This window comes from Bradyrhizobium sp. A11 (assembly GCF_042077125.1).
In the GTDB taxonomy this organism is placed as follows: domain Bacteria; phylum Pseudomonadota; class Alphaproteobacteria; order Rhizobiales; family Xanthobacteraceae; genus Bradyrhizobium; species Bradyrhizobium japonicum_B.
In genome coordinates, this window is sequence record NZ_CP149509.1 from 2,623,598 (window position 1) to 2,647,975 (window position 24,378).

At 64.7% G+C, this 24,378-nt stretch carries 21 protein-coding genes; 12 read left to right on the forward strand and 9 right to left on the reverse strand.

The window, feature by feature from the left end:
• Nucleotides 1-22: 22 nt before the first annotated feature.
• Entirely contained in the window at nt 23-823 is an 801-nt protein-coding gene (locus WI560_RS12060) for a hypothetical protein (protein WP_375308176.1), read from the forward strand.
• A gap of 173 nt (nt 824-996) precedes the next feature.
• On the opposite strand, the gene WI560_RS12065 is transcribed toward WI560_RS12060, so the two are convergent.
• Nucleotides 997-3,369: a xanthine dehydrogenase family protein molybdopterin-binding subunit gene (locus WI560_RS12065; protein ID WP_375308177.1), complete on the reverse strand. Its 2,373-nt coding sequence runs from the start codon at nt 3,367-3,369 to the stop codon at nt 997-999.
• Nucleotides 3,370-3,578: 209 nt separating this feature from the next.
• On the opposite strand from WI560_RS12065, the gene WI560_RS12070 reads away from it, so the two are divergent.
• Nucleotides 3,579-4,652, forward strand: coding sequence for a Ppx/GppA phosphatase family protein (locus tag WI560_RS12070; protein ID WP_375308178.1), 1,074 nt, complete (start codon nt 3,579-3,581; stop codon nt 4,650-4,652).
• A 1-nt stretch (nt 4,653) separates the two neighbouring features.
• Nucleotides 4,654-5,349, forward strand: coding sequence for an RlmE family RNA methyltransferase (locus WI560_RS12075; protein ID WP_375308179.1), 696 nt, complete (start codon nt 4,654-4,656; stop codon nt 5,347-5,349).
• A 205-nt stretch (nt 5,350-5,554) separates the two neighbouring features.
• Here WI560_RS12075 and WI560_RS12080 read toward each other — a convergent pair whose 3' ends face one another.
• A complete protein-coding gene (locus WI560_RS12080; RefSeq protein WP_375308180.1) occupies nt 5,555-7,045 on the reverse strand; it encodes an MFS transporter in 1,491 nt (496 codons plus the stop codon).
• A gap of 512 nt (nt 7,046-7,557) precedes the next feature.
• Here WI560_RS12080 and guaB point away from each other — a divergent pair.
• The 6 genes from guaB (at nt 7,558) to WI560_RS12110 (ending at nt 15,146) form a co-directional block, all read left to right on the forward strand.
• Nucleotides 7,558-9,051: an IMP dehydrogenase gene (guaB, locus tag WI560_RS12085; RefSeq protein ID WP_375308181.1), complete on the forward strand. Its 1,494-nt coding sequence runs from the start codon at nt 7,558-7,560 to the stop codon at nt 9,049-9,051.
• A gap of 176 nt (nt 9,052-9,227) precedes the next feature.
• Entirely contained in the window at nt 9,228-10,280 is a 1,053-nt protein-coding gene (locus WI560_RS12090; RefSeq protein ID WP_375306222.1) for an IS110 family transposase, read from the forward strand.
• A gap of 417 nt (nt 10,281-10,697) precedes the next feature.
• Entirely contained in the window at nt 10,698-11,732 is a 1,035-nt protein-coding gene (locus WI560_RS12095; protein WP_375308182.1) for an NADP-dependent oxidoreductase, read from the forward strand.
• Between the two features lie 141 nt (nt 11,733-11,873).
• Nucleotides 11,874-13,694 carry a caspase domain-containing protein gene (locus tag WI560_RS12100; protein ID WP_375308183.1) on the forward strand — a complete coding sequence of 607 codons (1,821 nt, stop codon included), beginning with the start codon at nt 11,874-11,876 and terminating at the stop codon, nt 13,692-13,694.
• Between the two features lie 54 nt (nt 13,695-13,748).
• On the forward strand, nt 13,749-14,699 hold the full coding sequence (locus WI560_RS12105) for a hypothetical protein (protein ID WP_375308184.1): 951 nt from the start codon (nt 13,749-13,751) through the stop codon (nt 14,697-14,699).
• 150 nt (nt 14,700-14,849) lie between these two features.
• Nucleotides 14,850-15,146, forward strand: a complete 297-nt coding sequence (locus tag WI560_RS12110) for a hypothetical protein (RefSeq protein WP_375308185.1) — start codon at nt 14,850-14,852, stop codon at nt 15,144-15,146.
• Between the two features lie 13 nt (nt 15,147-15,159).
• Here the strand turns inward: WI560_RS12110 and WI560_RS12115 are convergent, their stop codons facing one another.
• Both WI560_RS12115 and WI560_RS12120 read right to left on the reverse strand, forming a co-directional pair.
• Complete coding sequence (locus WI560_RS12115) at nt 15,160-16,002, reverse strand: metallophosphoesterase family protein (protein WP_375308186.1); 843 nt, start codon at nt 16,000-16,002, stop codon at nt 15,160-15,162.
• Between the two features lie 69 nt (nt 16,003-16,071).
• Complete coding sequence (locus WI560_RS12120; RefSeq protein WP_375308187.1) at nt 16,072-16,686, reverse strand: acriflavin resistance protein; 615 nt, start codon at nt 16,684-16,686, stop codon at nt 16,072-16,074.
• Nucleotides 16,687-16,847: 161 nt separating this feature from the next.
• On the opposite strand from WI560_RS12120, the gene WI560_RS12125 reads away from it, so the two are divergent.
• Both WI560_RS12125 and WI560_RS12130 read left to right on the forward strand, forming a co-directional pair.
• On the forward strand, nt 16,848-17,270 hold the full coding sequence (locus tag WI560_RS12125; RefSeq protein ID WP_257177887.1) for an MAPEG family protein: 423 nt from the start codon (nt 16,848-16,850) through the stop codon (nt 17,268-17,270).
• A 38-nt stretch (nt 17,271-17,308) separates the two neighbouring features.
• A complete protein-coding gene (locus tag WI560_RS12130) occupies nt 17,309-18,607 on the forward strand; it encodes an RsmB/NOP family class I SAM-dependent RNA methyltransferase (RefSeq protein WP_375308188.1) in 1,299 nt (432 codons plus the stop codon).
• 210 nt (nt 18,608-18,817) lie between these two features.
• Here WI560_RS12130 and WI560_RS12135 read toward each other — a convergent pair whose 3' ends face one another.
• From WI560_RS12135 to WI560_RS12150, 4 genes are all read right to left on the reverse strand, one after another.
• Nucleotides 18,818-19,027 (reverse strand): cold-shock protein, encoded by a 210-nt coding sequence (locus WI560_RS12135; RefSeq protein ID WP_008141931.1) that lies wholly within the window; start codon nt 19,025-19,027, stop codon nt 18,818-18,820.
• Between the two features lie 265 nt (nt 19,028-19,292).
• Complete coding sequence (locus WI560_RS12140) at nt 19,293-19,625, reverse strand: DHCW motif cupin fold protein (RefSeq protein WP_375308189.1); 333 nt, start codon at nt 19,623-19,625, stop codon at nt 19,293-19,295.
• A gap of 107 nt (nt 19,626-19,732) precedes the next feature.
• Complete coding sequence (locus WI560_RS12145; protein ID WP_375308190.1) at nt 19,733-20,842, reverse strand: endonuclease/exonuclease/phosphatase family protein; 1,110 nt, start codon at nt 20,840-20,842, stop codon at nt 19,733-19,735.
• Nucleotides 20,843-20,994: 152 nt separating this feature from the next.
• Entirely contained in the window at nt 20,995-21,366 is a 372-nt protein-coding gene (locus tag WI560_RS12150) for a nuclear transport factor 2 family protein (protein WP_375308824.1), read from the reverse strand.
• Nucleotides 21,367-21,543: 177 nt separating this feature from the next.
• On the opposite strand from WI560_RS12150, the gene guaA reads away from it, so the two are divergent.
• A complete protein-coding gene (gene guaA / locus WI560_RS12155; RefSeq protein ID WP_375308191.1) occupies nt 21,544-23,142 on the forward strand; it encodes a glutamine-hydrolyzing GMP synthase in 1,599 nt (532 codons plus the stop codon).
• 658 nt (nt 23,143-23,800) lie between these two features.
• On the opposite strand, the gene WI560_RS12160 is transcribed toward guaA, so the two are convergent.
• A complete protein-coding gene (locus WI560_RS12160) occupies nt 23,801-24,019 on the reverse strand; it encodes a hypothetical protein (protein WP_211419474.1) in 219 nt (72 codons plus the stop codon).
• Nucleotides 24,020-24,378 lie beyond the last annotated feature (359 nt).

The window sequence follows — 24,378 nt, forward strand, 5'->3', positions numbered from 1 at the left end:
AAGAATATGGGGAACGCCAGCCATGCCGAACCGGCTCGAAACCTACCGCGTCGAGGCCTACAACACCGCCAAACAATCCGAGAACAAGATGCATGACGACGAGGTGGCGCAGCGCTTCGGCTTTTCCGGCGGGCTGGTGCCGGGCGTCGACGTCTTCGCCTACATGATGCACGTGCCGATCGCCCGCTGGGGGCGCGATTTCCTGGCGCGCGGATTGATCGAGGCGCGCTTCATCAAGCCGGTCTATGACGGCGAGACCGCCGATGTCGACGCCACCGAGCACGAGGGCTTGCTGACCATCGAGGTGTTCAGCCGTACCGAGCTCTGCGCGACCGGGACGGCCTCGCTGCCGGCGTCCGCGCCGGCGGTGTCGCTGGACGATTATGTGGCGGTGCCCGTTGTGGCCGAGCGCAAGCCGGTCGGTCCCGCGACGTTCGAGACGGGCAAATGGCTGGGCACGGCGCCGCGCCGCTGGATTGGGCGGGACGCGGCGGATTATCTCACCGACATCAGGGAGAACGATCCGATCTTCGCGCGTGAGGGGCTTGGCCATCCCGGCCTGATCCAGCGGGTCATGAACCGCGTGCTGGTCGACAACACCATCCTGGGCCCCTGGATCCATGTCGGCAGCCGGATGCAGCTGCTGTCGGCCGCGCGCGCCGGCGACGAGATCACCGCGCGGGCCAAGGTCACCGCGAACTACGAGAAGAAGGGCCACCGCTTCGTCGAGCTCGACGCGCTGGTCGTCGCCAACGGCACTACGCCGCTGGCGCATTGCCAGCACACCGCGATCTACCAGCCGCGCGAGCAGGCGGCGGCGTAAGGTCTTCGCCTCGCCCCGCTTGCGGGGAGAGGCCGACGCGCGGAACGCGCGGCGGGTGAGGGGACTCTCCACGAGTCGTCTGTCACCGCCCCCGCGGAAGCTCCCCCTCACCCGAAGCCTCGCTGCGCTCCGGCTTCGACCTCTCCCCGCAAGCGGGGAGAGGTGAACAACAACTACGCCGCCTTGGCCTTCGCGTCCTGGATCGCGCGCCACACCCGCTCCGGGGTCAGCGGCATGTCGATGTGCTTGATGCCGTATTCGGAGAGCGCATCGATCACGGCGTTCACCACCGTCGACAGGCTGCCGGCGCAGCCGGCTTCGCCGCAGCCCTTGCTGCCGAGCGGGTTGGTCGTGGCGGGGACCGGATGATCGCCGATCGTCATGTTCGGGACGTCCTCGGCGCGGGGCAGGGCGTAGTCCATCAGCGAGCCCGTGATCGGCTGGCCGCTGTCGTCGTAGCGGATCTGCTCCATCAGCGCCTGGCCGATGCCCTGCACGACGCCGCCATGGAGCTGGCCCGCGACCAGCATCGGGTTGATCACCGTGCCGAAATCGTTGACCGCGCTGTAGCGCACGATCTGCACCACGCCGGTGTCCGGATCGATCTCGACCTCGGCGACGTGGCAGCCGTTCGGGAACGCCGAGGCGATCGGCTCGCTGGTGTGATCGACATCGAGATTGTCAGGCACGCCCGCCGGCATCTTGCCGTCGTGCAAGCGCTTGGCGAGCTCCATGATGTCGATGCTGCGATCGGTGCCGGCGATCGTGAACCTGCCGCCTTCGAACTCGATGTCGGCCTCCGACGCTTCGAGCAGGTGCGCCGCCGCGCGCTTGCCTTTCTCGATGACGAGCTTGGCGGCGCCTACGATGGCCTGGCCGCTTGCGGTGATCGAGCGCGAGCCGCCGGTGCCGTTGCCGGTGTGGACGATGTCGCTGTCGCCCTGCACCAGCTTGATGCTGTCGAAGGGAATCCCGAGCTGCGCGCTCAGCACCTGTGCGAACGGGGTGGCATGGCCCTGGCCGTAATCGAGCGTCCCGGTGATGAGCTGCACGGTGCCGTCAGCATCGAACACGATCTTGCCGAGCTCGGGGCTCGGCGGCGCCGTGACCTCGAGGTAGGAGCCGACCGCGATGCCGCGCAGCTTGCCGGCCTTCCTGCTCTCCTTCTTGCGCTTGGCGAAGTTCTCGTGGTCGGAGATCTCGAGCGCCTTGTTGAACACGGCCTGGAAGTCGCCGCTGTCATAGGTGACGCCGGAGGAGGCCGCGAAGGGGATCTGGCTCGGCTTGATAAAGTTGCGCTTGCGCAAGGTCAGCCGGTTGATGCCCATCTCGTCGGCGGCGCGGTCGATCAGCCGTTCCATGTAATAATTGGCCTCGGGCCGGCCGGCGCCGCGATAGGCGCCCATCAGCGTGGTGTTGGTCAGCACCACCTTGATGTCGACCGCCATCAGCGGCGTGCGGTAGACGCTGGAAAAGTTCTTGCCGGTGTTGAGCGAGAGCGGCCCGGGCGCGACGCCGGTGATGTAGGCGCCGACATTGCCGTAGCCGGACAGCCTGGCGGCGAGGAAATGCCCCTCGGCATCGAGCGCGAGCTCGGCGTGGATCTTCTGCGCGCGGCCGTGGCTGTCGGAGAGGAAGGCGGTCGAGCGCTCGTCGAGCCATTTCACCGGCCGGCCCAGCGCCTTCGCCGCATACAGAATGCACATGTATTCGGGATAATTGATGTTCTTCATGCCGAAGGAACCGCCGACATTGGCAGTGAGGATGCGCACCTTCTCGTTCGGCACTTTCAGGTTCTTGGCGAGGTTGGCGCGGTTACCGGCCACGCCCTGCGTCGGCACCTGCAGCGTGTAGCGCTCGGTTGTCTTGTCGTAGGAGGCTAGCCCAACGCGCGGCTCCATCGAGACCACGGCGACGCGGGTGTTCTCGATGTCGATGCTGGTGACGTGGGCCGCGCTGGCAAAGGCCGCGTTGACCTTGTCAACGTCGCCATAATGGTAGTCGAGCACGACGTTATCAGGGATGTGCTCATAGAGCTGCGGCGCGCCGGGCTTCGCGGCTTCCTCCGGGTCGGTCACCGCCGGCAGCGGCTCGACGTCGAGCTCGACCGCCTCGGCGGCATCGCGGGCCTGCGCCAGCGTCTCCGCCACCACGAAGGCGACGGGATCGCCGACGAAGCGGACCTTGTCGGTCGCGAGCGGCTGGCGGTTGGTCTGCAGCAGGGGCGAGCCATCGCGGCTCTTGAGGGGGAGGCCGCAGGTGAAGGGGCCGTAGCCGGCGGCGTCGAGATCCTTGCCGGTCCACACGCCCAGCACGCCCGGCATCGCCTTGGCGGCATCGATCCCGATGCCTCGGATGATGCCATGGGCGTGGGTGGAACGGACCACCACGGCATAGGCCTGGCCGGGCAGGTTGAAATCGTCGGTATAGCGGCCCTTGCCGCGTACCAGCGTGTCGTCCTCCTTGCGGCGGACGGGCTGCCCGACGCCATATTTTTGCAGTGCAATAGCGTTCTCGAGCGTGGACGATTTGGTGTGTTCTTGCATGGAATTGACCTGAAAAGCCGGCATTTGCGCATTTTCGCGGCAGCATGGCACCGGACTTATCTGAGATAACCCACGACCCCGTTCACGACAACGCACGAATGGGCATGGTCCCATGTGATGCGTTGTTGCGCATACCCGCCGCGCTGCTAATGTTTCAGGCGAAAAAGCAATTCCAGACCGGCCCGACCGGCCGCGGAAAGACAGTTTGTATGAATGACCACACGCGGCTCCGCGACGGCCATGCGCCGCACGGCGAGCTGGAGCGGTCGATGGCGGCAGTGGCGTTGGCCACCGAACCGGCGGCAGGCGCACAGGCGTCGGGAACCGGCGTCTATGCGGCGCTGGACCTCGGCACCAACAATTGCAGGCTGCTGATCGCCTGTCCGACCCAGGACGGCTTTCGTGTCGTCGATTCCTTCTCGCGCATCATCCGGCTCGGGGAGGGTGTCTCGGCGACCGGTTGCATCAGCGAGGCCGCGATCGAGCGCGCCATCGCCGCGCTCAGCATCTGCCGTGACAAGATCAACCTGCGCAAAGCGCGCCGGCTGCGGCTGATCGCGACCGAGGCCTGCCGCGCGGCCTCGAACGCCGAGGGGTTCCGCAGCCGCGTAGCGGCCGAGACCGGCATCGAGCTGGAGGTGATCGACCGCGAGACCGAGGCCGCGCTGGCGGTGCTCGGCTGCTCGCCGCTGGTCGACCCGAGGGGGCGCGGCGCCATCCTGTTCGACATCGGCGGCGGCTCGACCGAGCTGGTGCGGATCGAGCGCGACCCGGAAAATCCGGAGCCGCGCATCAAGGCCTGGATGTCGATCCCCTATGGCGTGGTCACGCTCGCCGAGCAGTTCGGCGGACGCGACGTGACGCCGGAGATCTACGCTGCGATGGAGCAGGAGGTCGCGAACCATGTCGCGCCGTTCGCGGAGGAGCACGGCGGCGATCTCGCCGACATGCACCTGCTCGGCACCTCGGGCACGGTGACGACGCTCGCCGGCATCCATCTCAACCTTGCGCGCTACGACCGCCGCCGCATCGACAGCATCTGGATGAACGATTCCGACATCGCCGCGACCATCAACAAGCTGCTCGGCATGAGCTACGAGGAGCGCGCGTCCAACAGCTGCATCAGCGTCGAGCGCGCCGATCTCGTGCTCGCCGGCTGCGCCATCCTCGATGCGATCAGGCGCGCCTTTCCGCTGCCGCGCCTGCGAGTCGCCGACCGGGGCCTGCGCGAAGGCATGCTGGTCGAGATGATGCGCGAGGACGGCGCGCTCAGGAGCTGGTGAGATGGCCAAGGACACCACCGGCCGCTTGCATGTCCAGGTCAAGACCAAGGTCAAGACCGGCGGCAAGCGCAAGCTCTCGTCCAAGCTCTGGCTGGAGCGGCAGCTTAACGATCCCTATGTCGCCAAGGCCAAGGCCGCGGGCTATCGCTCGCGCGCCGCGTTCAAGCTGTTGGAGATCGATGACAAGTATCGGCTGTTGAAACCCGGCATGGCCGTGGTCGATCTCGGCGCGGCGCCCGGCGGCTGGAGCCAGATCGCCGCCAAGCGCGTCGGCTCCACGGAAGGCAAGGGCAAGGTCGTCGCGATCGATCTGCTCGAGATGCCCGAGATTCCCGGCGTCGATTTCGCGCAGCTGGACTTCATGGACAACGACGCGCCCGAAAAGCTCACCGCGATGCTGGGCGGCGGCGCCGACGTCGTGATGTCCGACATGGCCGCCAACACCACCGGCCACCGCAAGACCGACCAGCTCCGCATCGTCGGCCTGGTCGAGACCGCAGCCGCCTTTGCCTGCGACGTGCTCAAGCCCGGCGGCGCGTTCCTGGCCAAGACTTTCCAGAGCGGCGCCGACGCCGACCTGCTCGCCCAGCTCAAGCGCGACTTCGCCGCCGTGCGCCACGTCAAGCCGGCGGCGAGCCGGCAGGATTCCTCGGAACGCTACGTGCTGGCCACGGGATTTCGCGGCGGGACTGCCTGAGCCAATCTCTACTGTCGTTCCGGACAAGTGCAGCTCCAGACAACGCGTAGCGTTGTCTGGAGCGCAGCGCCGATCCGGGACCCATACCCACAGGGAGAAGTTTGGCGAAGACTCTGGGTGGGAGCCTCGCGCAACGTCTCCTTTTTGTGGTTATGGTCCTGCGTGCGCAGGGACGACTCAACGTGTGTGGGGCCCGCTGCCGCTTCTACCCCAGCCGCTGGTCCCGCACGTCCTGCGTATCCTCGCTCGCCGCCTTGACGGCGGCCTTCTCCGCGCCCTTGCCGGCGCCCTTGCGGCTCGCGATCTCCACGGCCTTGCGGCCGGAGATCTCGTGGCCGGCGTCCGCCGGCATCTGCCAGAAGAACCAGCTCGACGCCGCCGAGGCCAGTGCGACCACGATGAAGGCCGGCGCAAAGACGGTGGCGTTGATCTCGCTGACATGGCTGAACCACATCGTGGTCTCGACGCAAGCCGCGCCGACGGCGACGCCGGCCGAGATCGCCAGCTGCTGGTTGACGCTGACCAGCGTCGTGGCGCGGCTCATCTGTGCGGTCTCGACGTCGGCATAGGCGACGGTGTTGATCGCGGTGAACTCCAGCGAGCGGAAGAAGCCGCCGACCACCAGGATGACCATGATGATGAGCAGCGGCGTCGTCACCGTGAACAGCGCGCAGACGGCGAGGAAGAATGCGCTGATGATCGCGTTCACCGTCATCAGATTGCGGAAGCCGAAGGTGCGGATGATGCGCGCCGCCAGCGTCTTCATGCCCATTGCGCCGAGCGAGGAAGCAAAGGTGACGAGGCCGGAATGAAACGGGGAGAGGCCGAAGCCGATCTGCATCAGCAGCGGCAGCAGGAACGGCAGCGCGCCGATGCCGAGCCGGAACAGGAAGCCGCCGAACACGGCCGCGCGCAGGGTCGGCAGCCTCAGCAGCGAGAAGTCCAGCACCGGCGACCCCGTGCGCCGGGCGTGCAGGACATACAGCGTCATCGAGATCGCACCGCCCACGACCAGCGCCGCGACGGTGCTCCATGGCAGCAGATTGAGGCCGGCAACCGACAGGCCGAAGGCGATGCCGGCGAGCCCCAGCCCAGCGAGCACCATGCCGTAGAGATCGAACGGCTCCTGGGTCTCGCTCTTGATCGGGTCGATGAAGCGCAGCGCCATGAAGATGCCGAGCAGCCCGATCGGGATGTTGATCAGGAAGATCCAGTGCCAGGACGCGTACGTGGTGATGAAGCCGCCGAGCGGCGGGCCGATCACGGGGCCTATGAGGGCAGGGACCGTCACCCAGGCCATGGCATTGACCAGCGCGCTCTTGTCGACCGAGCGCAGCAGCACGAGGCGTCCGACCGGCGTCATCATCGCGCCGCCCATGCCTTGCAGGATGCGTGCGAAGACGAAGTCGGTGACCGAGGTCGAGAGCGCGCAGCCGACCGAGCCGACCATGAACACCCCGACCGCGACCGCGAACACCATGCGTGCGCCGAACCGGTCGGCAGTCCAGCCGCTCGCCGGAATGAACACCGCCAGCGACAGCAGATAGGAGGTGATCGCGAGCTTGAGCGTCAGCGGGCTGGTGCCGATGTCGGCCGCGATCGCCGGCAGCGAGGTGGCGATCACCGTCGAGTCCATGTTCTCCATGAAGAGAGCAGTGGCGACGATCAGCGGAATGACACGTTGCTTGTCGACCATGACGGATTGGTAATGAAAGGGGGAGGGATGGATCACTCGCGGCTTATCATCGCCGCCCGCCTGCGACCATCGTGGAACGACGCATGGCACCTAACTCCTGCGTGACGACGGTGTGACCCCTCGGCACCCGTCATTCCGGGGCGGTCGCTTCCCCCACTCTCGTCATTCCGGGGCGCGACGAAGTCGCGAACTATGGTGCGCAATTGCGCACCTGAGAATCCATCGTGCAGCGGATCTTGCGGCCCAATGGATTCCGGGCTCGCGCCAAGTGGCGCGCCCCGGAATGACGGCGGGGGGAGGGCGTACCGAGCCTATCCCCGCTGAAATTGCCTAAAAACCCTGTGCATGGCTGGCCGGCGGTCCGAATTGCTTTGATTCGTCGCGCGGCCGTGCTATCGACCCGCGTCAACCCCACCGATGGGCTCCGATTCTCAAGGCGATGCCGCAAGGTACGCCGAGGGCGGCGCTCATCCATCAGCATTTGCGGCAAGGCCGCAGGAAGGAGTTGGCAAATGGCCACGGTGCAACTTCAGGGCATCCGCGAAGCCTTTACGTTCGACGACGTGCTGCTGAAGCCGGGCCTGTCGGACGTCATGCCGGGCGAGGTCGACATCCGCTCCCGCGTCACCCGCGCCATTCCGCTCAACATCCCGATCATGGCCTCGGCCATGGACACCGTCACCGAGGCGCGCATGGCGATCGCGATGGCGCAGGCCGGCGGCCTCGGCGTCATCCACCGCAATTTCGACCCTGAAGGGCAGGCGGCACAGGTCCGGCAGGTCAAACGCTACGAGTCCGGCATGGTGGTGAACCCGCTCACCATCAGCCCCGAGGCCACGCTCGACGACGCGCTGAAGCTGATGAGCGATCACGGGATCTCCGGCATTCCCGTCGTCACCGGCGCCGGCAAGAACATTCCGGGCAAGCTGGTCGGCATTCTCACCAACCGCGACGTGCGCTTTGCGACCAATCGTCAGCAAAAGATCTCCGAGCTGATGACGCACGAAAACCTCGTCACGGTCCGCGAGAATGTCAGCCAGGACGAGGCGCGGCGGATGCTGCACCAGCATCGCATCGAGAAGCTGCTGGTCGTCGACGAGCAATATCGCTGCGTCGGCCTGATCACCGTTAAGGACATGGAGAAGGCGGTTGCTCATCCGCTCGCCTGCAAGGATGCGCAGGGGCGCCTGCGCGTCGCCGCCGCGACCACTGTCGGCGATACCGGCTTCGAGCGCACCGAGCGCCTGATCGATGCCGGCGTCGACCTCGTCGTCGTCGACACCGCGCACGGCCATTCCCGCCACGTGCTGCATGCGGTGAACCGCATCAAGCGCCTGTCCAACTCGGTGCAGGTCGTCGCCGGCAACGTCGCTACCACGGAAGGCGCGCAAGCGCTGATCGACGCGGGCGCGGATTGCATCAAGGTCGGCATCGGCCCGGGCTCGATCTGCACCACCCGCATCGTCGCGGGCGTCGGCGTTCCCCAGCTCACTGCGATCATGGATGCGGTGGAAGCGGCGAAGAAGGCCGACATCCCCGTCATCGCCGACGGCGGCATCAAGTTCTCCGGGGACCTTGCGAAGGCGCTCGCGGCCGGCGCCGACATCGCCATGGTGGGCTCGCTGCTCGCCGGCACCGACGAGACGCCGGGTGAGGTCTTCCTGTGGCAGGGCCGTTCCTACAAGGCCTATCGCGGCATGGGCTCGGTCGGCGCGATGGCGCGGGGATCGGCCGATCGCTACTTCCAGCAGGACATCAAGGACACGCTCAAGCTCGTCCCTGAAGGCATCGAGGGCCAGGTGCCCTACAAGGGCCCGGTCGGCAATGTCATGCACCAGCTCGCCGGCGGCCTTCGCGCCGCGATGGGTTATGTCGGCGCCCGCGACATGAAGGAGCTGCACGAGAAGGCCCAGTTCGTCCGCATCACCGGTGCGGGCCTGCGCGAAAGCCACGTCCACGACGTCACGATCACGCGCGAGAGCCCGAATTATCCGGGCGGGGTTTAGTCTCTCTCCGCTCTGGTGCCCCGGACGCAGCGCAGCACCACTTCGGTGATGCGCTGCAGAGCCGGAGCCCATCGCCGGACTTGGGCGTGTCGCGAGATCTGATGGGGTGGACGGCCCCCTACGGCATCAGTTGTGCCAGAATGAGGTTGTCAGACACCCATTCACAGGAGCCGTCCGTGAACCAGATTATCCGTATTGGGATGGATACGTCGAAGCATATTTTTCAACTGCATGGGGTTGATGCATCCGAGCAGGTGGTGCTGCGCAAGCGGCTGACCCGCAAGGCGATGCTGGAGTTTTTCACTAAGCTGCCGCCGACGGTGATTGCGATTGAGGCTTGCGGGGCTGCTCACCACTTGGCACGGGAGCTCGGCAGGCTGGGACACACGGTCAAGCTGATTGCGCCGCAACTGGTGAAGCCCTACGTGCCGCGCAACAAGAACGACGGACGCGATGCGGAGGGACTTTGCGAGGCGTCGAGCCGGCCGCGGATGCGGTATGTGCCTGTAAAGACGGCGGAGCAGCAGGCCGCACTGATGCTGCTTGGCGTCCGCGAGCAATTGGTCGGGCGTCGCACGCAACTCTCCAACACGATCCGCGGTCATGCGGCGGAGTTCGGTCTGACCGAGGCCAAGGGGCTGGACAAGCTCGCTGCGTTTCTGGCCGCGATCGAGCGGGACGAACGTGTGCCCGTGCTGGCCCGCGAGCTTTTTGTGATGCTTGCTCGGCAATACGACCAGGTGCAGACCGAGCTGAAGGCGATCGAGGCCAAGCTGCGGGCCTGGCACCGGGCCGATGCCACGAGCCGGCGATTGGCGCAGATCCCGGGGGTCGGCCCGGTGACGGCGGCCGCGCTGGTGATGAAGGCGCCTGATCCGCACGCCTTCCGTTCGGGACGATTGTTCGCAGCCTGGCTCGGCCTGACGCCCAAAGACCATTCCACCGCAGGAAAGACCAGGCTCGGCAAGATAACCCGAGCCGGCGACGAGAGATTACGTCAACTTCTTGTGGTCGGGGCGACCGCGGTCGTCAAGCAAGCGACCGGGAAGCGCCGTCGTGGATCGCGCTGGCTGCTCGACCTACTCCAGCGCAAGACGCCGAAGCAGGCAGCCGTGGCGCTGGCCAACAAGACTGCACGCATCGCCTGGAAGCTGATGGTGACGGGAGAGGATTATGACCGCGCGCGGTTCGATGCCAAAAGCGATGCCGAAGTGGCCGCCGCCGCGTAGTTGAGATTCGGCCGACCGGCGGGCTCGCCCACCGGCCGAACCGGAGCTGCAAGAGCAGAGGAGATGGTGCGATCGATCGTTCCGAGATGCGAGCAAATCCGTGGGACCCAGTGGTCGAACAAGACCGCCCTTCTGATTGGAACTCGCGTCGCGAAAACCATCTTGGCCCGCGGTTCAACACGCCGCATCAACAGGCCGGACATATGGATGCAAGCGATCCGATCAAACCTTACAAAGCTCTTGTGCCACGGGGGCCGTCCACATATGGGTCCCGGCTCTGCGCAGCAACGTTTCACGTTGCAGCGCGTCCGGGACACGAGAGCTGTGATGAAGCGTCATCATGCTCCGCCGCTTTTGTATTGACGCGGCTAGCTGCCTCCGCTTCCGTCCACGTCGAAAGACAATTCGGAGGAAGCCATGTCCCAAGCTCAGCACAGTGCCAAACGCATCGTTCTCGCCGCGCGTCCCGTCGGCGAACCCAAACCGTCTGATTTTCGCCTGGAGGAATTCGCAGTTCCGACACCCGGGCAGGGCGAAGTTCTGCTGCGCACGATCTGGCTGTCGCTCGATCCCTATATGCGCGGGCGCATGAGCGAGGGGCCGTCCTACGCTGCGCCGGTGCCGGTCGGCGGGGTGATGGAAGGCGAGGCGGTCAGCGAGGTTGCGGCGTCCAACAATCCCGATTTCGCGGTCGGCGACATCGTGCGCACTCGTTCCGGCTGGCAGACCCATGCGATCTCGAACGGCAAGGGCCTGATCAAGGTCGATCCCAGGCTCGGCCCGATCTCGACCTCGATCGGCGTGCTCGGGATGCCCGGCATGACCGCCTATACGGGCCTGCTCGACATCGGCAAGCCGCAACCGGGCGAGACCGTCGTCGTCGCCGGCGCCTCCGGTGCAGTCGGCTCGGCGGTGGGGCAGATCGCGAAGATCAAGGGCGCGCGCGCAGTCGGCATCGCCGGCGGCAAGGACAAGTGCGACTACGTGGTCAAGGAGCTCGGCTTCGATGCCTGCATCGATCACCGCGATCCCGATCTCGCCGCCAAGCTGAAGGACGCCTGCCCGAAAGGCATCGACGTCTATTTCGAGAATGTCGGCGGCGCCGTGTTCGAGGCGGTGTTCCCGCAGCTCAACCCGTTTGCCCGCGTGCCGGTCTGCGGCCTGATCGCCCATTATAACGACACCGAGGCCAAGCCGCCGAAATGGGCCGGCGCGATGATGCGCAACATCCTCACCAAGCGGCTGACCTTCCGCGGCTTCATCGTGTCCGACTTCGCCGCACGCCATGGCGACTTCCTGCGCGACATGTCCGCCTGGGTCCGCGACGGCAAGGTCAAGTACAAGGAGTTCGTCACGGAGGGCCTGGAGAGCGCTCCCGGCGCCTTCATCGGCCTGCTGAAAGGCGCTAATTTCGGCAAGCAGCTGGTCCGGGTCGGGCCGGACAAGGCCTGAGGCGAGTGCTCCCGAAACCACGTTGGCCGCCCCTGGCTTAGGGCCGGGCGGCCGACGACGGCTGCAAAATCCGATTGGCAAACGCGGAAATGCTACTACCATAGGGTCAGCAATTGGGTCCTGCGATATGAGGTTGCGGGCATGCGGCGGCGCGATGTGCTTGCCGGCGGACTTGTCTGGGGGCAGTTGCTGGCGGCTCGAAGGGTCCTAGCGCAGCCTGTGGCCTCCACGCGCGGCGCTGTGGTGATCGGGGTCAACAAGACCGGCAACTTGCCCGTGCTGAGAGCGGCCGTCTCGGGCGCAAAGTCGATCGCACAATGGCTTACGACGGAAGGTTTCGAGGTCAAGCTGATCACGGATGAGGTCGCGCCGGTCACTGGCGTAGCGCTCAAGGCGGCCGTGACGGAGTTCGTCAATCGCGGCACGCTGACACAGCTCGTGATCTACTTTTCCGGTCATGGAATTGCGTTTGGCAACAACGAGTTCTGGTTGTTGAGCGGAGCTCCGGACGATGTCAACGAGGCGGTCAGCCTCACGGAATGCGTGGCGCTTGCCGGGCGTAGCGCCGTATCAAACGTCGTGATCATCTGCGATGCCTGCCGGTCCAATTCGGACTTCGACAGCTCGCTGCTGCATGGAACGGTGATTTTCCCGCTGGGAAGCTACATCCCCGGACGTCCCTCTCCGGAAGTCGATCGTTTCTTCAGCACCCGCCCCGGCGCGCCGTCCTATGAATTTCGTCAGAAGGCGGCCGATGAGTTCCAGGGCGTCTTCACCGAGACTTTTCTCGATGCCTTCCGCAAGCCCCGACCCGATATGGTATCAACGGTCGGGGGCGTGAGCGTGGTCTCGAACCGGAAGCTCAAAACGTTCCTGCTCGACGAGGTGCCGCAGCGGTTACGCGTACAAAATGCGAGTCTCGCGCAATATCCCGATGCGCGTATCGAATCCCCCGACAATGCCTACCTGGGACGCGTGCGCGGATCGGTAACCGCGGCGGTCGACCAGCCGCGAGATGTGACGCTGGTCGACGTTGCCGCCCATCAATTCAATCGCACCGCGGTTGGAGCGCTTGCGTCGCTGCGAAAGATCGATTCCGTCAGAGAGCTGGAGGTCGCTTCGAACACCGGCTTCAACGCGGCCCAGCAATCCTTGATTGTGGCGAAGCAGCCCGCCACGACCTTCAATGCACCGACCGGATTCTCGGTCACCGGCGCCCAATTGCGCGAGGCATGGCTGGCTGGCGGCAGGCAGGCGCAGATCGTTGCACCCGGCAACGGTACCGACCAGTCCGGCCTCGTGAACATTCCCGTCCAGGATGGTTCTCCAATGACGGCCGCGCTGGTGTTTGCGGACGGCAGCGGGACCGTGCTTGCCGCATTGCCCGGCTTCATAGGGTCGCTCACCGTCCGCAATGGCGGTGTGGCGGACGTCACGTATGCCCCGTCGCCGTCAAGCCGGCGATGGAGCGAGTACAAGGAGGCCGGACCCCGCCTCGATCAGCTGCGGGCGCTCATGGCGACGTCGGCCCAGTTCGGCGTGCTCCGCATCGAAGGCGACCGGCAAACGCGCTCGGCGGCGGCGTCGAGACTTGCCGATCAGATTCGTGTGCTGAAGGGAATTGATCCGACGCTCGGAATTTACGCCGCCTATGCTTACGCTGATGCCAATTTGCCGCAGCAGGTCGCCTCGGTGCGGTCTTTCATGGCGGGTGACCTCGAAGGCGAGCTGTTCGATCTTGCGCTGCTGGCCGACGTACTGTCGGACAGCAGGATATCCGAGCGCGCCGTGCCATTCTGCCCGATGTTCTCGCAGGGCTGGCAGCTCATCCGCACTCGCAATGTGGTGCTTCGGGACCAGGTCCTGCGGGCCAGGGACAGCCTGCGGTCGTCGCTCTGGACCACGTTCGGTCCCCCTGGAATGAAATTGATGCTGGAAGCCCTGGCCACCGCCAGCCGCTGATCGTGCGCGGCCGAACGCGGCCGAACACGGGTACCGGACGCGAAAGGAAGAGCGATGCGTCGTCGTGAAGTTCTTGCGGGTGCGGCCGGCCTGATGTCGCTGATCGCGACGAGAGGCCGTGCGGATCCGTTTCCTGTACGTCTCGTGTTGGTACATGGTCGTTCGCAACAGGGGCTGGATCCTGTCGAGTTGCAATCGATCTGGATGGAGACGCTGAAACGCGGCGCGGCCAAGATCAATCGTACCGTCCCCGACAATCTTGAAGTGGCATTTCCCTATTACGGCGATCGTCTGGACGAACTTGCGCGCGAGGCGCAGGTGCCTCTAACCGACGATATCCAGGCGCGCGGCAGCGCGGTCGATGACGATTTCCTAAGGTTTCAGGCTTCCGTCGCGGAGTCGATCCGCAACAAGGCCGGCATCACGGATGCCCAGGTGCAGCAGGAGTTCGGCAACAACCCGACTGCACGAGGTCCGCAGAATTGGGCATGGGTGCAGGCGATCATCCGCACGATCGATCGCTTCGGGGGCGGGCTGAGCCAGTCCGGGATCGAACGCCTGATGCGAGACGTATTTCTCTATACGACGCGGTCAGGCGTCCGCGACCAGATCGACCTCATCGTCGGCGCCGGCTTCGATGAGCGGCCCTGCGTGGTGGTCGGGCATTCGCTGGGGTCGGTCGTGGCGTACAATGTTATGCGGACCGACCGGCGTACGCTGAACGTGCGTGCGTATGTCACGGTGGGTTCGCCGCTGGGTATCAGGGCCATCCGCGACCAGCTCCGGCCGATCGGTTTTCCGGCGCCTGCCAAAGCCTGGTACAATGCGTTTGACCCCAAGGACGTGGTCGCGCTCTATCCGCTCGATGGCGCGAACTTCCCGGTTACGCCTGCCATCGAGAACTATGCGAACGTCCGCAACGGGACAGACAACCGCCACGGCATCGTGGGCTACCTCGACGATCCCGTGGTTGCGCGGCACGTTCTCGACGCGCTGGGCTCCTGAACTCCCATGAAACCCGACCGCAGGTCCCTCAATGGTTAACAAAGAGTCACCAAATGGCCACACCTGCCCGCAAAAGCCGCAGGTGTGACCGGCGGTTCATTGACGGGCCCACGAAGGCATTGAATCATCGCGCATATTTTGGGTGTTGCGATGTTAGAGATCAGTGTTTTCTGCGTTATCCTGCTGGCGGCCGGCTATTGGACGACCATGTTCATCATGGGCCGTCGCGACGACGTCATCCATGGCAAGTTCGTTCATGCCGACGAGGAGGGCGATCTGACCCGTCCCGCGATGCCGGCACCGCCACCATTCCCGAAGCGCCCGGTCAAGGCCGTGCAACCTGCCAGGCAGCCATCCGCCAATGAGCTTGCGGCCAGGCCGGTGAACAGCGAAGCGCTACAATCCCTGCTCGCCGCGATCCAGCAGGATCTCAAGAGCATCGCCTGAGCCGATCGATGCGCTAGTGCTCGCCGCCCATCTGGGCGAGGAGCTCTTCGATATCGACATCCACCTGGCTTGCGGCCCTGATATGGCGGACCTCGAAACTGTCGGGGCGGAAGCGATATTCGACCAATCCGACTTCCTTGATCGCGACCCGGTCCTGCCGCCGATCGTTGATGATGAAGCCGGCCGATGGCGCCCAGACATGGCGGGTGTGGCGGAAGGTGAAGTCGCGCCGCTGGTGCACGTGGCCGCTGGCGACGAGGCGCAGATCGATCGTCCCGAGCATCTCGATCAGCCGTGCCCGCGCCGGCTGCGGCACGTAGCGGATCGAGGTCTCCGGCGCTTCAGGATCGTCGGGCAGGTCGAGAAACAGCGGCTTGTGCAGGAACAGCGCGACCGGCCCGCCGTTCGTGAGTGATATCTCCGAGGCGAGCCAATCGAATTGCTCCGCCTCGAAGGCGAGCCCTGAATTCATCACCAGCGAATTGAGGCCGATGAAGCGCCAGCCCGCGGCTTCGAATGCCCAATGATCCTCGCCGATGATGTCGCAGAACTGCCGGCAATGCGCCTCGCTGACCGGCGGCTTCGGCGCCGGCCCGATCGCGGTCGGATTATCGCCGATGTCGTGATTGCCGGGGATGTAGCGGCATGCGACGGGCAGGGCGTCGTGCAGGCCTTTGGCGAAGACCATATCGTCGCGGCCGGTCGGGCCGTCGAAGGCGACGTCGCCGGTGTTGACGACGAGGTCGGGCCTCTCGGCGTCGATGTGCTCGCAAACCCGGTGGAAGTTGGCGACGAGGCCAGGGAAGCGGCGGCCGAGATGGGTGTCGGAAATCTGGGTCAGGCGAAATTCGGACATGCGACCAACTTACCCGTTGTCGCGCGTCGGAACGATGACGGCGCCGGCATGGATCGCGCCGAACAAAGCTTAAAGCACGCGGTAGCGGATCGTGTAGCCGTCCTGCGGCGCGATCGGACCGGCAAGCGGCGAGGCGATGCGGTCGGCGAGGTGCCAGGGGCCGAACTCGCCGGTGCGATGCGGTTCGGCGGGCAGGCGGAGACGGAACTCGAACGTGCCCTTGCCCGGCAGGTTCACGACCAGCATGCGGTCCGCGGTGCGGTGGTTGAGCGCGACGGCGCCGCGCAGCAGCGCGCGGCCGTCGGCGAGATCGCGCACGCCGCCGATCAGCGCCAGCGTCTGGTTACGGTCGGTGTGCAACTCGATCTGGCTGTCGGTCATGGCCGTCAGCATCTCGCGGGGCATGCGGATCTCAAACTCGACGGCGGGCTTGGACGGATTGAGGCCGAGATAGGCAAGCGCGGCGTGGCGCATGTCGTAGGCGGCAAAGGCGAACAGAGCGAGCGCGGCGAGCGCCGCAAGGCCATGCCGGGCCACGTCCCGCCAGCTCCGGTAGCTCAGACGAAAATACACCGTCATCGCCAGCGCGACCGCGAGTGCCATCGCGATACCCGACAGCGCCGACATCAGGATACCGAGCTGGCCGTCGGCGGATACGGTCCAGAGGCTGGACAGGGTGGTCATGGCGCCATCTCGCCTTGGGCCCCCGAGAGGGGCCGAAATCGCTTTAACTATCGGTGGTTGGTCGCAAGATCGGGAAGGCCGGTTCAACTCGCCGATTGTCAGCGTCGGAAGTCGCAGCTAATGACGGTCCGCGCGCCGTTTCGCCTTCCGGGAAAGTTCCGATGTCCGTTCAAATGGTCTTGCTGCCGGTCTTCGTCCAGATCGGGCTCACCTTCGCCCTGCTGATCGGTATGGTCGTTGCGCGCCGCAGGACGCTGGTCTCGGGCGAGACCAGGATCCGCGACATTGCGCTCGGCGAGCCGAACTGGCCCAAGGGCGCCACCCAGATCGCCAATTGCTACCGCAACCAGTTCGAGCTGCCGGTGCTGTTCTACGTCCTGATCGCGCTGGCCTTACCGTTGCGCCGCGCCGATCTCTTCATCGTGCTGATGTCCTGGGTGTTCGTGGTGACGCGCTTTGCCCATGCCGGGGTCTTCGTCTCCTCGAACGATCTCGGCCGGCGCTCCACGGTCTGGCTCGCCGGCGTGCTGGTGCTGCTGGCGATGTGGATCTACTTCGCGCTGAAGCTCTTGTTGCTGATCTAGGCGCCCGCGCCCGTCCATGCTGATCTGAAAGATCGAGAATGACCCCCGCTGCCCGGCTGTCCGCAGCCATCGAACTGATCGAGACCATCGAGAAGGACCGCGTGCCCGCGGCCAAGGCGCTGAAGGAGTGGGGCACCGCGCACCGCTTCGCCGGTTCCGGCGACCGCGCCGCCATCGCCGGCCTGGTCTGGGACGTGCTGCGCCGCTACGCCTCAAGCGCGTATCTGATGGATTCCGATACCGCGCGCGCGCGGCTGATCGGCATGCTCCGGCTCGAGCGCGGCATGGACGCGGCGACGATGGGCGCCTTGTTCGACGGCAGCCGCTTCGCCCCGGCGCCGTTGACCGAGGCCGAGCAGGCTGCGCTCGCCTCGCGGTCGCTCGAGGGTGCGCCGGCCGCGATCGCCGGCGACTATCCCGAATGGCTGGATCCGCACCTTGCAAAGGTGTTCGGCGAGAACCGTGCGGCGGAGGCGGCCGCGATGGCCAGCCGGGCCCCGCTCGACCTGCGCGTCAACACGCTAAAATCCAATCGCGACAAGGTGCTGCGCAATCTTGCTCATCTTCATGCGAAACCGACGCCGTGGTCCGCAACCGGCTTGCGCATCGAGCTTTCGGCCGATGCGCGCAACCCCGGCATCCAGGCGGAAGAGGATTTCATCAAGGGCGCCGTTGAAGTGCAGGATGAGGGATCGCAGCTGGCGGCGCTATTCACCGCGGCAAAGCCCGGCGAGCAGGTGATCGACCTCTGCGCCGGCGCCGGCGGCAAGACGCTGGCGCTCGCCGCGCTGATGCAGGGCAAGGGCCGGCTGATCGCGACCGACCGCGACAAGCGCCAGCTCGCGCCGATCCACGAGCGGCTGTCGCGCGCCGGCGTGCACAATGCCGATGTGCGCACGCCCAAGGGCGAGGCCGATCCGCTGGCCGACATCCGTGCCTCGGCTGATCTGGTCGTGATCGATGCGCCCTGCACGGGAACCGGAACCTGGCGCCGCAACCCCGATGCGAAATGGCGCATGCGCCCCGGCGCGCTGGAGATTCGCCTGCGCGACCAGGCCGAGGTGCTGGCGCGGGCGGTTCCGCTTGTAAAGCCGGGCGGCCGCATCGCCTACATCACCTGCTCGGTGCTGGCGGAAGAGAACGGCGAGCAGGTGAGGGCGTTCGTCGCGCGCCATGGCGAGTTCGCGGTCGTGCCGCCCGAGCAGACCGCAAGCGTGCTCTGGGACAAGGCGGACGATTTCGCGCAAGCCGCACGACGCTCGGACGAAGGCTGGCTGATGACGCCGCGCCGTACCGGCACGGACGGGTTTTTCGTGGCGCTGCTGAAAAAGACGTAGCTCTTGTAGGGTGGGCAAAGCGAAGCGTGCCCACGCGCTTGCCCATTGTTGAAAGGTGGCGGGCACGGCGCGAAGTGCCCGCCTTTGCCCACCCTGCGACACCGCCCATGGCGCTCCCAAACAAAAGCCCCGCGAACCGCATCCCGGTCGCGGGGCCTTTTAACTCTGGCGTTCTGCCGGTACGTCCGCGGTCAGAACGTTGCGCGGGCGTTAGCCGACGCGGAGATTGTCAGCCGACGACTTGCCGCTGCGGCGGTCGGCGACGATGTCGAACGAGACCTTCTGACCCTCGTTGAGGGAGGAAAGGCCAGCGCGCTCGACGGCGCTGATGTGCACGAACACGTCCTTCTGGCCGTCGTCCGGCTGAATGAAACCATAACCCTTTTGGGTGTTGAACCACTTCACGGTGCCCATAGCCATGGGAATTTCCTTTAGTTAGTTAGAGAGAGTACGCACGTGGACCGGAACGCAGCATTGCGCCCATAGCCCTGTTCAGTCGATGTTTGGAGAAGTCATCTGAAGCGTGCGCGCCCGTTAGCAACGAGGCGAAGCGGCCCAGTCGTTCGGCCAAGTATCGATGATCACAATATAGCGAGAATTTGGGGCCAGTTCAAGGCACCACCCGTGGCTCGGAACGTCGCAGGACTTTGCTATTTTGCGGTGCAAATTAACCGCTCGCCGCAACTCAGTCCACGATGAAGAGCGTCGCTCCGGTTGCAGTCGAGGACCGGTGCGCGGCGTCGCCGAAATCCGAGACCTGGTAGCTCATCCCCGCCGTCAGCTTGAAGGTGCGCCCGTCGCGCAGCTCGGAGTCGAGCTCGCCCTTCAGCACGTAGAGCACGTGGCCGCGGTCGCACCAATGGTCGGCCAGGTAACCCGGCGAATATTCCACCATTCGCACCCGGAGCTCGCCGATATTGAGCGTGCGCCACTTGGCCTCTCCCGTCTCACCAGGATGCGTGGTTGCCTCGACCTTGCTCCAGTCGGTGACGGTGAAGGGGGAGGTGGGGAGTTTCATGGGGAGAATCCGGTCAATGCGGTTGTGCGGTCTCCCTCATAGCTGCAAACGCGACCGTCGCAAGTCATCGGCGGCGCCGGAGACGGCCGGCGCCGACGGGCGGGCTGCTAGATATTGAGCTCGGCCCAGATTGCGGCATGGTCGGAGGCGGCCTCGACTTCTCTTGTAATTGTCGGAAAATGAGGGAAGAGGTCGCCGTTCTTGCCGCCCCAGACGCCCAGGCGGAAGATGCCGCCGGCCGTCGCCTTGTCGAACAGGGCCGGTGACAGCAGGACGTAGTCGATCTTGTTCGACGCGGTGCCGTTCTTGAACGTGCCGGGTCGGCCGCCATCATCGAACCCGTCGAGCTCGCTGATGTCCTTCAGCCCGGTTTGATGAAACAGCGGGCTGAGCGGATCGCTGTCCGGCGTGTCGTTGAAGTCGCCGATCACCGCGATGAAATCGTGCTGTTGGCGGAGCTGGCGATAGATGGTCGCGGTGCGTGCGGCCTGACGCTTGCGCTTGGCGTTCGACGTCGCCTGGGAGCCGAATCCCTTGCTCTTGAAGTGATTGGCGAGGACGACGAGCGAATTTCCCGCCGCCGTCTGGACCTCGAACTGCGCGCAATCCCGGCTGAAGATGAGGCCATCCTCGTCTTCGTCATCGACGTGGCTCGCGATCGAGACGATCTCGAATTTCTTCCTGGTCATGAGCCCGACATCGATGCCGCGATCGTCATTGCCGTCGATCAGCATGATGTGGTCGTAGGGCGTTGCCTCGACGGAGGGCATCACGTCCTTGCAGAACCGGACGAGGGCGGGCCGGCTCTCCGCTTCCACCACGCCGAGCACGTCCGCATCGATCTCCTTCATGACCCGCGCGGTGTTGCGTGTCGCCTCTTCGTTGACCTGCTCCACCGTCAGATCGACCCACCCGATCCAGTCGCCCCGTCCGTCTGCAACGACCTGGATCGGTCCGCTTTGCGGCCGCTTGACGAGATGGCCGCGATTCTGGCGCAGGATCGCGTATTTGTTCTCGTCGGACTTCTTGAGGCCGAGCACTTCCAGCAGCTCGACGATCTTCTTCTTGTCGTTCGCTGTGTACTTGTCCTTGCCGAGGATGGCGTTGATGTCGGCCTGCGCCTTCAGGATGGTCTTGCCTTCCTCCGAGAAGCCGGGGCCGCTGAGCGCCCGCGCGCGCATGAAAAGATTTTCCACGTTGAAGGATGCGAGCTTCATGAAAATCTCCCAGGGATGAAAAATAAAATTCAATCAATGGTAGAGATTATCAGGAGCCTCGCATCAAGTCGAGGCGATCGGATGCTCGCAGGGCTGCGTGCGGCGAGCGGCGCCGCCTTCGTCATACTGTCACAATCAGGTGCGGAGATCCGTTACCCCACCAGATGGTTCGCCGAGCCCTGCACGATCAGCCCGGCCTCATTCACGCGCAGATACTCGCAGATCTTCTTGCCGCGCTCGTTCGCGTAGAACACCACCACGCTGTCGGGACTGACGAACAGATCGATCAGCGAAAAATGCAGCTGCGGCACCAGCCCGAGCGCCTTGCCCCAATAGGCCCGCAAGGCATCCTTGCCGCGCACCGTGCCGCTGGCGTCGAATCCGAGCATCGGGATGCGGTCCGAGGTCATGACGGCGGCCTCGTCGTAGAGCGCGAGCACGCGCTCGAGATCGCGCGCGTTCCAGGCCTCGACCCAGCTCCGGCCGAGCGCGGCCAGGGTTGAGGGCTGATGCCGCGAAGACATCTGCTGTGAAGACATGTGCTTTGAAGACATGGCGTTCTCCCTGATCGCCCCGGTTTGAGAGTGGAGCATAATAGGTCAATAATACTGACCTAGATCAGTTTGTCCATGCCCAAAGAAGCATGTGGGCGTCCCGCCGCTGCGGTTGCGGCGCGCGCGGCGCCAGCGTATTTGCTGGCCATGACAGCAGCACAGAACGACCGCTCCGCGTCGACGCCCTCCGTGGCCTCGGCGCATGACAAGATTCTCATCGTCGACTTCGGCAGCCAGGTGACGCAGCTGATCGCGCGCCGCGTGCGCGAGGACGGCGTCTATTGCGAGATCGTCCCGTTCAACAAGGCCGAAGCCGCCTTCGACGAGATGAAGCCGAAGGCGGTGATCCTCTCCGGCGGCCCTGAATCGGTGCACGAGGCCGGCTCGCCCCGCGCCCCGCAACGGATCTTCGAGTCCGGCGTGCCCGTGATGGGCATCTGCTACGGCCAGATGACCATGGCGGCGCAGTTAGGGGGCGAGGTCGAGGGCGGCCATCACCGCGAGTTCGGCCGCGCCGATGTCGAGGTGAAAGCGCCGAGCAAGCTGTTCGAGGACGTCTGGTCACCCGGCGGCAAGAACCAGGTCTGGATGAGCCATGGCGACCGCATCACAAAGATGCCGCCGGGCTTCTCCGTCGCCGGCACCTCGCCGAACGCGCCGTTCGCGATCATCCAGGACGAGACGCGCAAATATTACGGCCTGATGTTCCACCCCGAAGTGGTGCACACGCCCGACGGCGCAAAGCTGATCCGCAACTTCGTCCGCAAGATCGCCGGCCTCACCGGCGACTGGACCATGCGCGCCTTCCGCGAGGAGGAGATCGCGAAGATCCGCCAGCAGGTCGGCAAGGGCAGGGTGATCTGCGGCCTTTCCGGCGGCGTCGATTCCGCCGTCGCTGCCGTCTTGATCCACGAGGCGATCGGCGACCAGCTCACCTGCGTCTTCGTCGATCACGGCCTTCTGCGTCTCGACGAAGCCAAGACCGTGGTCGACCTGTTCCGCCACCATTACAACATCCCGCTCGTGCACGTGGATGCCTCCAAGCAGTTCCTGGGCGAGCTGGAGGGCGTCACCGATCCCGAAACCAAGCGCAAGACCATCGGCCGTCTCTTCATCGAGGTGTTCGAGCAGGAGGCCAAGAAGATCGGCGGCGCCGATTTCCTGGCGCAAGGCACGCTCTACCCTGATGTGATCGAGAGCGTCTCCTTCACCGGCGGCCCCTCCGTCACCATCAAGTCGCACCACAATGTCGGCGGTCTGCCTGAACGCATGAACATGAAGCTCGTCGAGCCCCTGCGCGAGCTGTTCAAGGACGAGGTGCGCAAGCTCGGGCGCGAGCTCGGCCTGCCCGAAATCTTCGTCGGCCGCCACCCGTTCCCGGGCCCGGGCCTTGCCATCCGCTGCCCCGGCGAGATCACCCGCGACAAGCTCGACATCCTGCGCAAGGCCGATGCCGTCTACATCGATCAGATCCGCAAGCACGGCCTCTACGACGAGATCTGGCAGGCCTTCGCGGTGCTGCTCCCGGTCAAGACGGTCGGCGTCATGGGCGACGGCCGCACCTACGACTACGTCGTGGGCCTGCGCGCCGTCACTTCCACCGACGGCATGACCGCGGACTTCTACCAGTTCGACATGAAGTTCTTGGGCGAAACGGCGACGCGCATCATCAACGAGGTGAAGGGCGTGAACCGGGTGGTGTACGACGTGACGAGCAAGCCGCCGGGGACGATCGAGTGGGAGTAGTGCTGTCGGTTGGCATCGCGGAGTTTAGCGTAGTGTAGATGAGTGGTTCTCCTTCCTTTCATATCGAGGCCCCTGATCAAAGTAGTGATATCGCTTATCGCGGATCGAGGGACGTAATCTACGGTGGGCGTACGAGCCGAGTATTGCCGCGCATCCGTTCGTACAAAAGGGCGGAATTGCAAAGCTCCAGCCTCCCGCCGGCAGGTATTGGCGCGAAGCGGACATACGGCTCGGCGCGCATGTCTCCGAAGGCCAATAGGCGACATGGACCACATCGACAACATGAAGGAGGCCGCCAACTGAGGCGGCGGCCTTACTCTTTGTCCTCGGTCCAAGTGCGTTCGCCGCACTGGCATTCAAAAACCCGACCGGTGAGGCCATGCATGGAGTCCATCATCGTGTGCTTTGGCGCGGGCTGGGCGCCGCACTTGCAACGCTGGTCTTCCCGCGCTTAGACCCTGAGAATTTTATCGCTACTGAAATAATTCAAAGTACTCACCGTGCCGGCGGTAAGTTTCTAAGTATCGAAGTGGACATTTCAGCCGCATGAGAACAATTGGGTGACGCAGGACGGATCATGAACCGCCGGCCGCACATCCAGAGTCCGTTTACGGTCAAAAGGCGACAGGGATTGCATCCTGGCCTGCCTGGGGCGGCCTTACTTCTCTTCGTCTTTGACTATCATCGTCAGGTTTTCAAGCTGGTGTGCCAGCGCTATCCAACTACGTGAAATGCTAAGAAGCACAGTGGATCGGCGAGCGGAAATATCAGGTTCGCATCCCAGAGTTTTGTATTCGGCAGCGAATATTTTGCACTCTTTGATGGAAATCATCGAAAGCCTCCCAATCGGTATGGAAGCGACGTGCTTCTCAGTCATCGATATTTCCGCTCGCGAGCGACACTCTAAGGATATTTGGTAAGTCCGATCCGGACATAGCATTTGGGCTTGTCCTCAGCGTGCATCGCCGTGAAGGTCATTTAAAGGCCATGAGCTGACGTCATGTCGCGGCCAGCTAATTGCCTGCCAACGAGCAAAGGTGGGCGCTCGCCTCGGACTACCCACTTTCCAGGCAGTCTCTTGAGTTCAAAAGAACCTGTCTGGCCGCAAACCTCTGACAAGCATGACTTGCTCAACCTCAAACAACAATTGTCGAAGTTCGCTGGTGGACATTGTTTCGAGATCCCGACGAACGTCTTGGTCGGATGCTCGCTCGTCTGCCGCGGACGCGGCTGGCC

Excerpts from the sequence above, each read along its gene's own strand:
- WI560_RS12060 (WP_375308176.1), top strand. The coding sequence starts at position 23 with ATGCCGAACCGGCTCGAAACCTACCGCGTCGAGGCCTACAACACCGCC.
- WI560_RS12065 (WP_375308177.1), bottom strand. The coding sequence starts at position 3,369 with ATGCAAGAACACACCAAATCGTCCACGCTCGAGAACGCTATTGCACTG.
- WI560_RS12070 (WP_375308178.1), top strand. The coding sequence starts at position 3,579 with ATGAATGACCACACGCGGCTCCGCGACGGCCATGCGCCGCACGGCGAG.
- WI560_RS12075 (WP_375308179.1), top strand. The coding sequence starts at position 4,654 with ATGGCCAAGGACACCACCGGCCGCTTGCATGTCCAGGTCAAGACCAAG.
- WI560_RS12080 (WP_375308180.1), bottom strand. The coding sequence starts at position 7,045 with ATGGTCGACAAGCAACGTGTCATTCCGCTGATCGTCGCCACTGCTCTC.
- guaB (WP_375308181.1), top strand. The coding sequence starts at position 7,558 with ATGGCCACGGTGCAACTTCAGGGCATCCGCGAAGCCTTTACGTTCGAC.
- WI560_RS12095 (WP_375308182.1), top strand. The coding sequence starts at position 10,698 with ATGTCCCAAGCTCAGCACAGTGCCAAACGCATCGTTCTCGCCGCGCGT.
- WI560_RS12100 (WP_375308183.1), top strand. The coding sequence starts at position 11,874 with ATGCGGCGGCGCGATGTGCTTGCCGGCGGACTTGTCTGGGGGCAGTTG.
- WI560_RS12105 (WP_375308184.1), top strand. The coding sequence starts at position 13,749 with ATGCGTCGTCGTGAAGTTCTTGCGGGTGCGGCCGGCCTGATGTCGCTG.
- WI560_RS12110 (WP_375308185.1), top strand. The coding sequence starts at position 14,850 with ATGTTAGAGATCAGTGTTTTCTGCGTTATCCTGCTGGCGGCCGGCTAT.
- WI560_RS12115 (WP_375308186.1), bottom strand. The coding sequence starts at position 16,002 with ATGTCCGAATTTCGCCTGACCCAGATTTCCGACACCCATCTCGGCCGC.
- WI560_RS12120 (WP_375308187.1), bottom strand. The coding sequence starts at position 16,686 with ATGACCACCCTGTCCAGCCTCTGGACCGTATCCGCCGACGGCCAGCTC.
- WI560_RS12125 (WP_257177887.1), top strand. The coding sequence starts at position 16,848 with ATGTCCGTTCAAATGGTCTTGCTGCCGGTCTTCGTCCAGATCGGGCTC.
- WI560_RS12130 (WP_375308188.1), top strand. The coding sequence starts at position 17,309 with ATGACCCCCGCTGCCCGGCTGTCCGCAGCCATCGAACTGATCGAGACC.
- WI560_RS12135 (WP_008141931.1), bottom strand. The coding sequence starts at position 19,027 with ATGGCTATGGGCACCGTGAAGTGGTTCAACACCCAAAAGGGTTATGGT.
- WI560_RS12140 (WP_375308189.1), bottom strand. The coding sequence starts at position 19,625 with ATGAAACTCCCCACCTCCCCCTTCACCGTCACCGACTGGAGCAAGGTC.
- WI560_RS12145 (WP_375308190.1), bottom strand. The coding sequence starts at position 20,842 with ATGAAGCTCGCATCCTTCAACGTGGAAAATCTTTTCATGCGCGCGCGG.
- WI560_RS12150 (WP_375308824.1), bottom strand. The coding sequence starts at position 21,366 with ATGTCTTCGCGGCATCAGCCCTCAACCCTGGCCGCGCTCGGCCGGAGC.
- guaA (WP_375308191.1), top strand. The coding sequence starts at position 21,544 with ATGACAGCAGCACAGAACGACCGCTCCGCGTCGACGCCCTCCGTGGCC.
- WI560_RS12160 (WP_211419474.1), bottom strand. The coding sequence starts at position 24,019 with ATGACTGAGAAGCACGTCGCTTCCATACCGATTGGGAGGCTTTCGATG.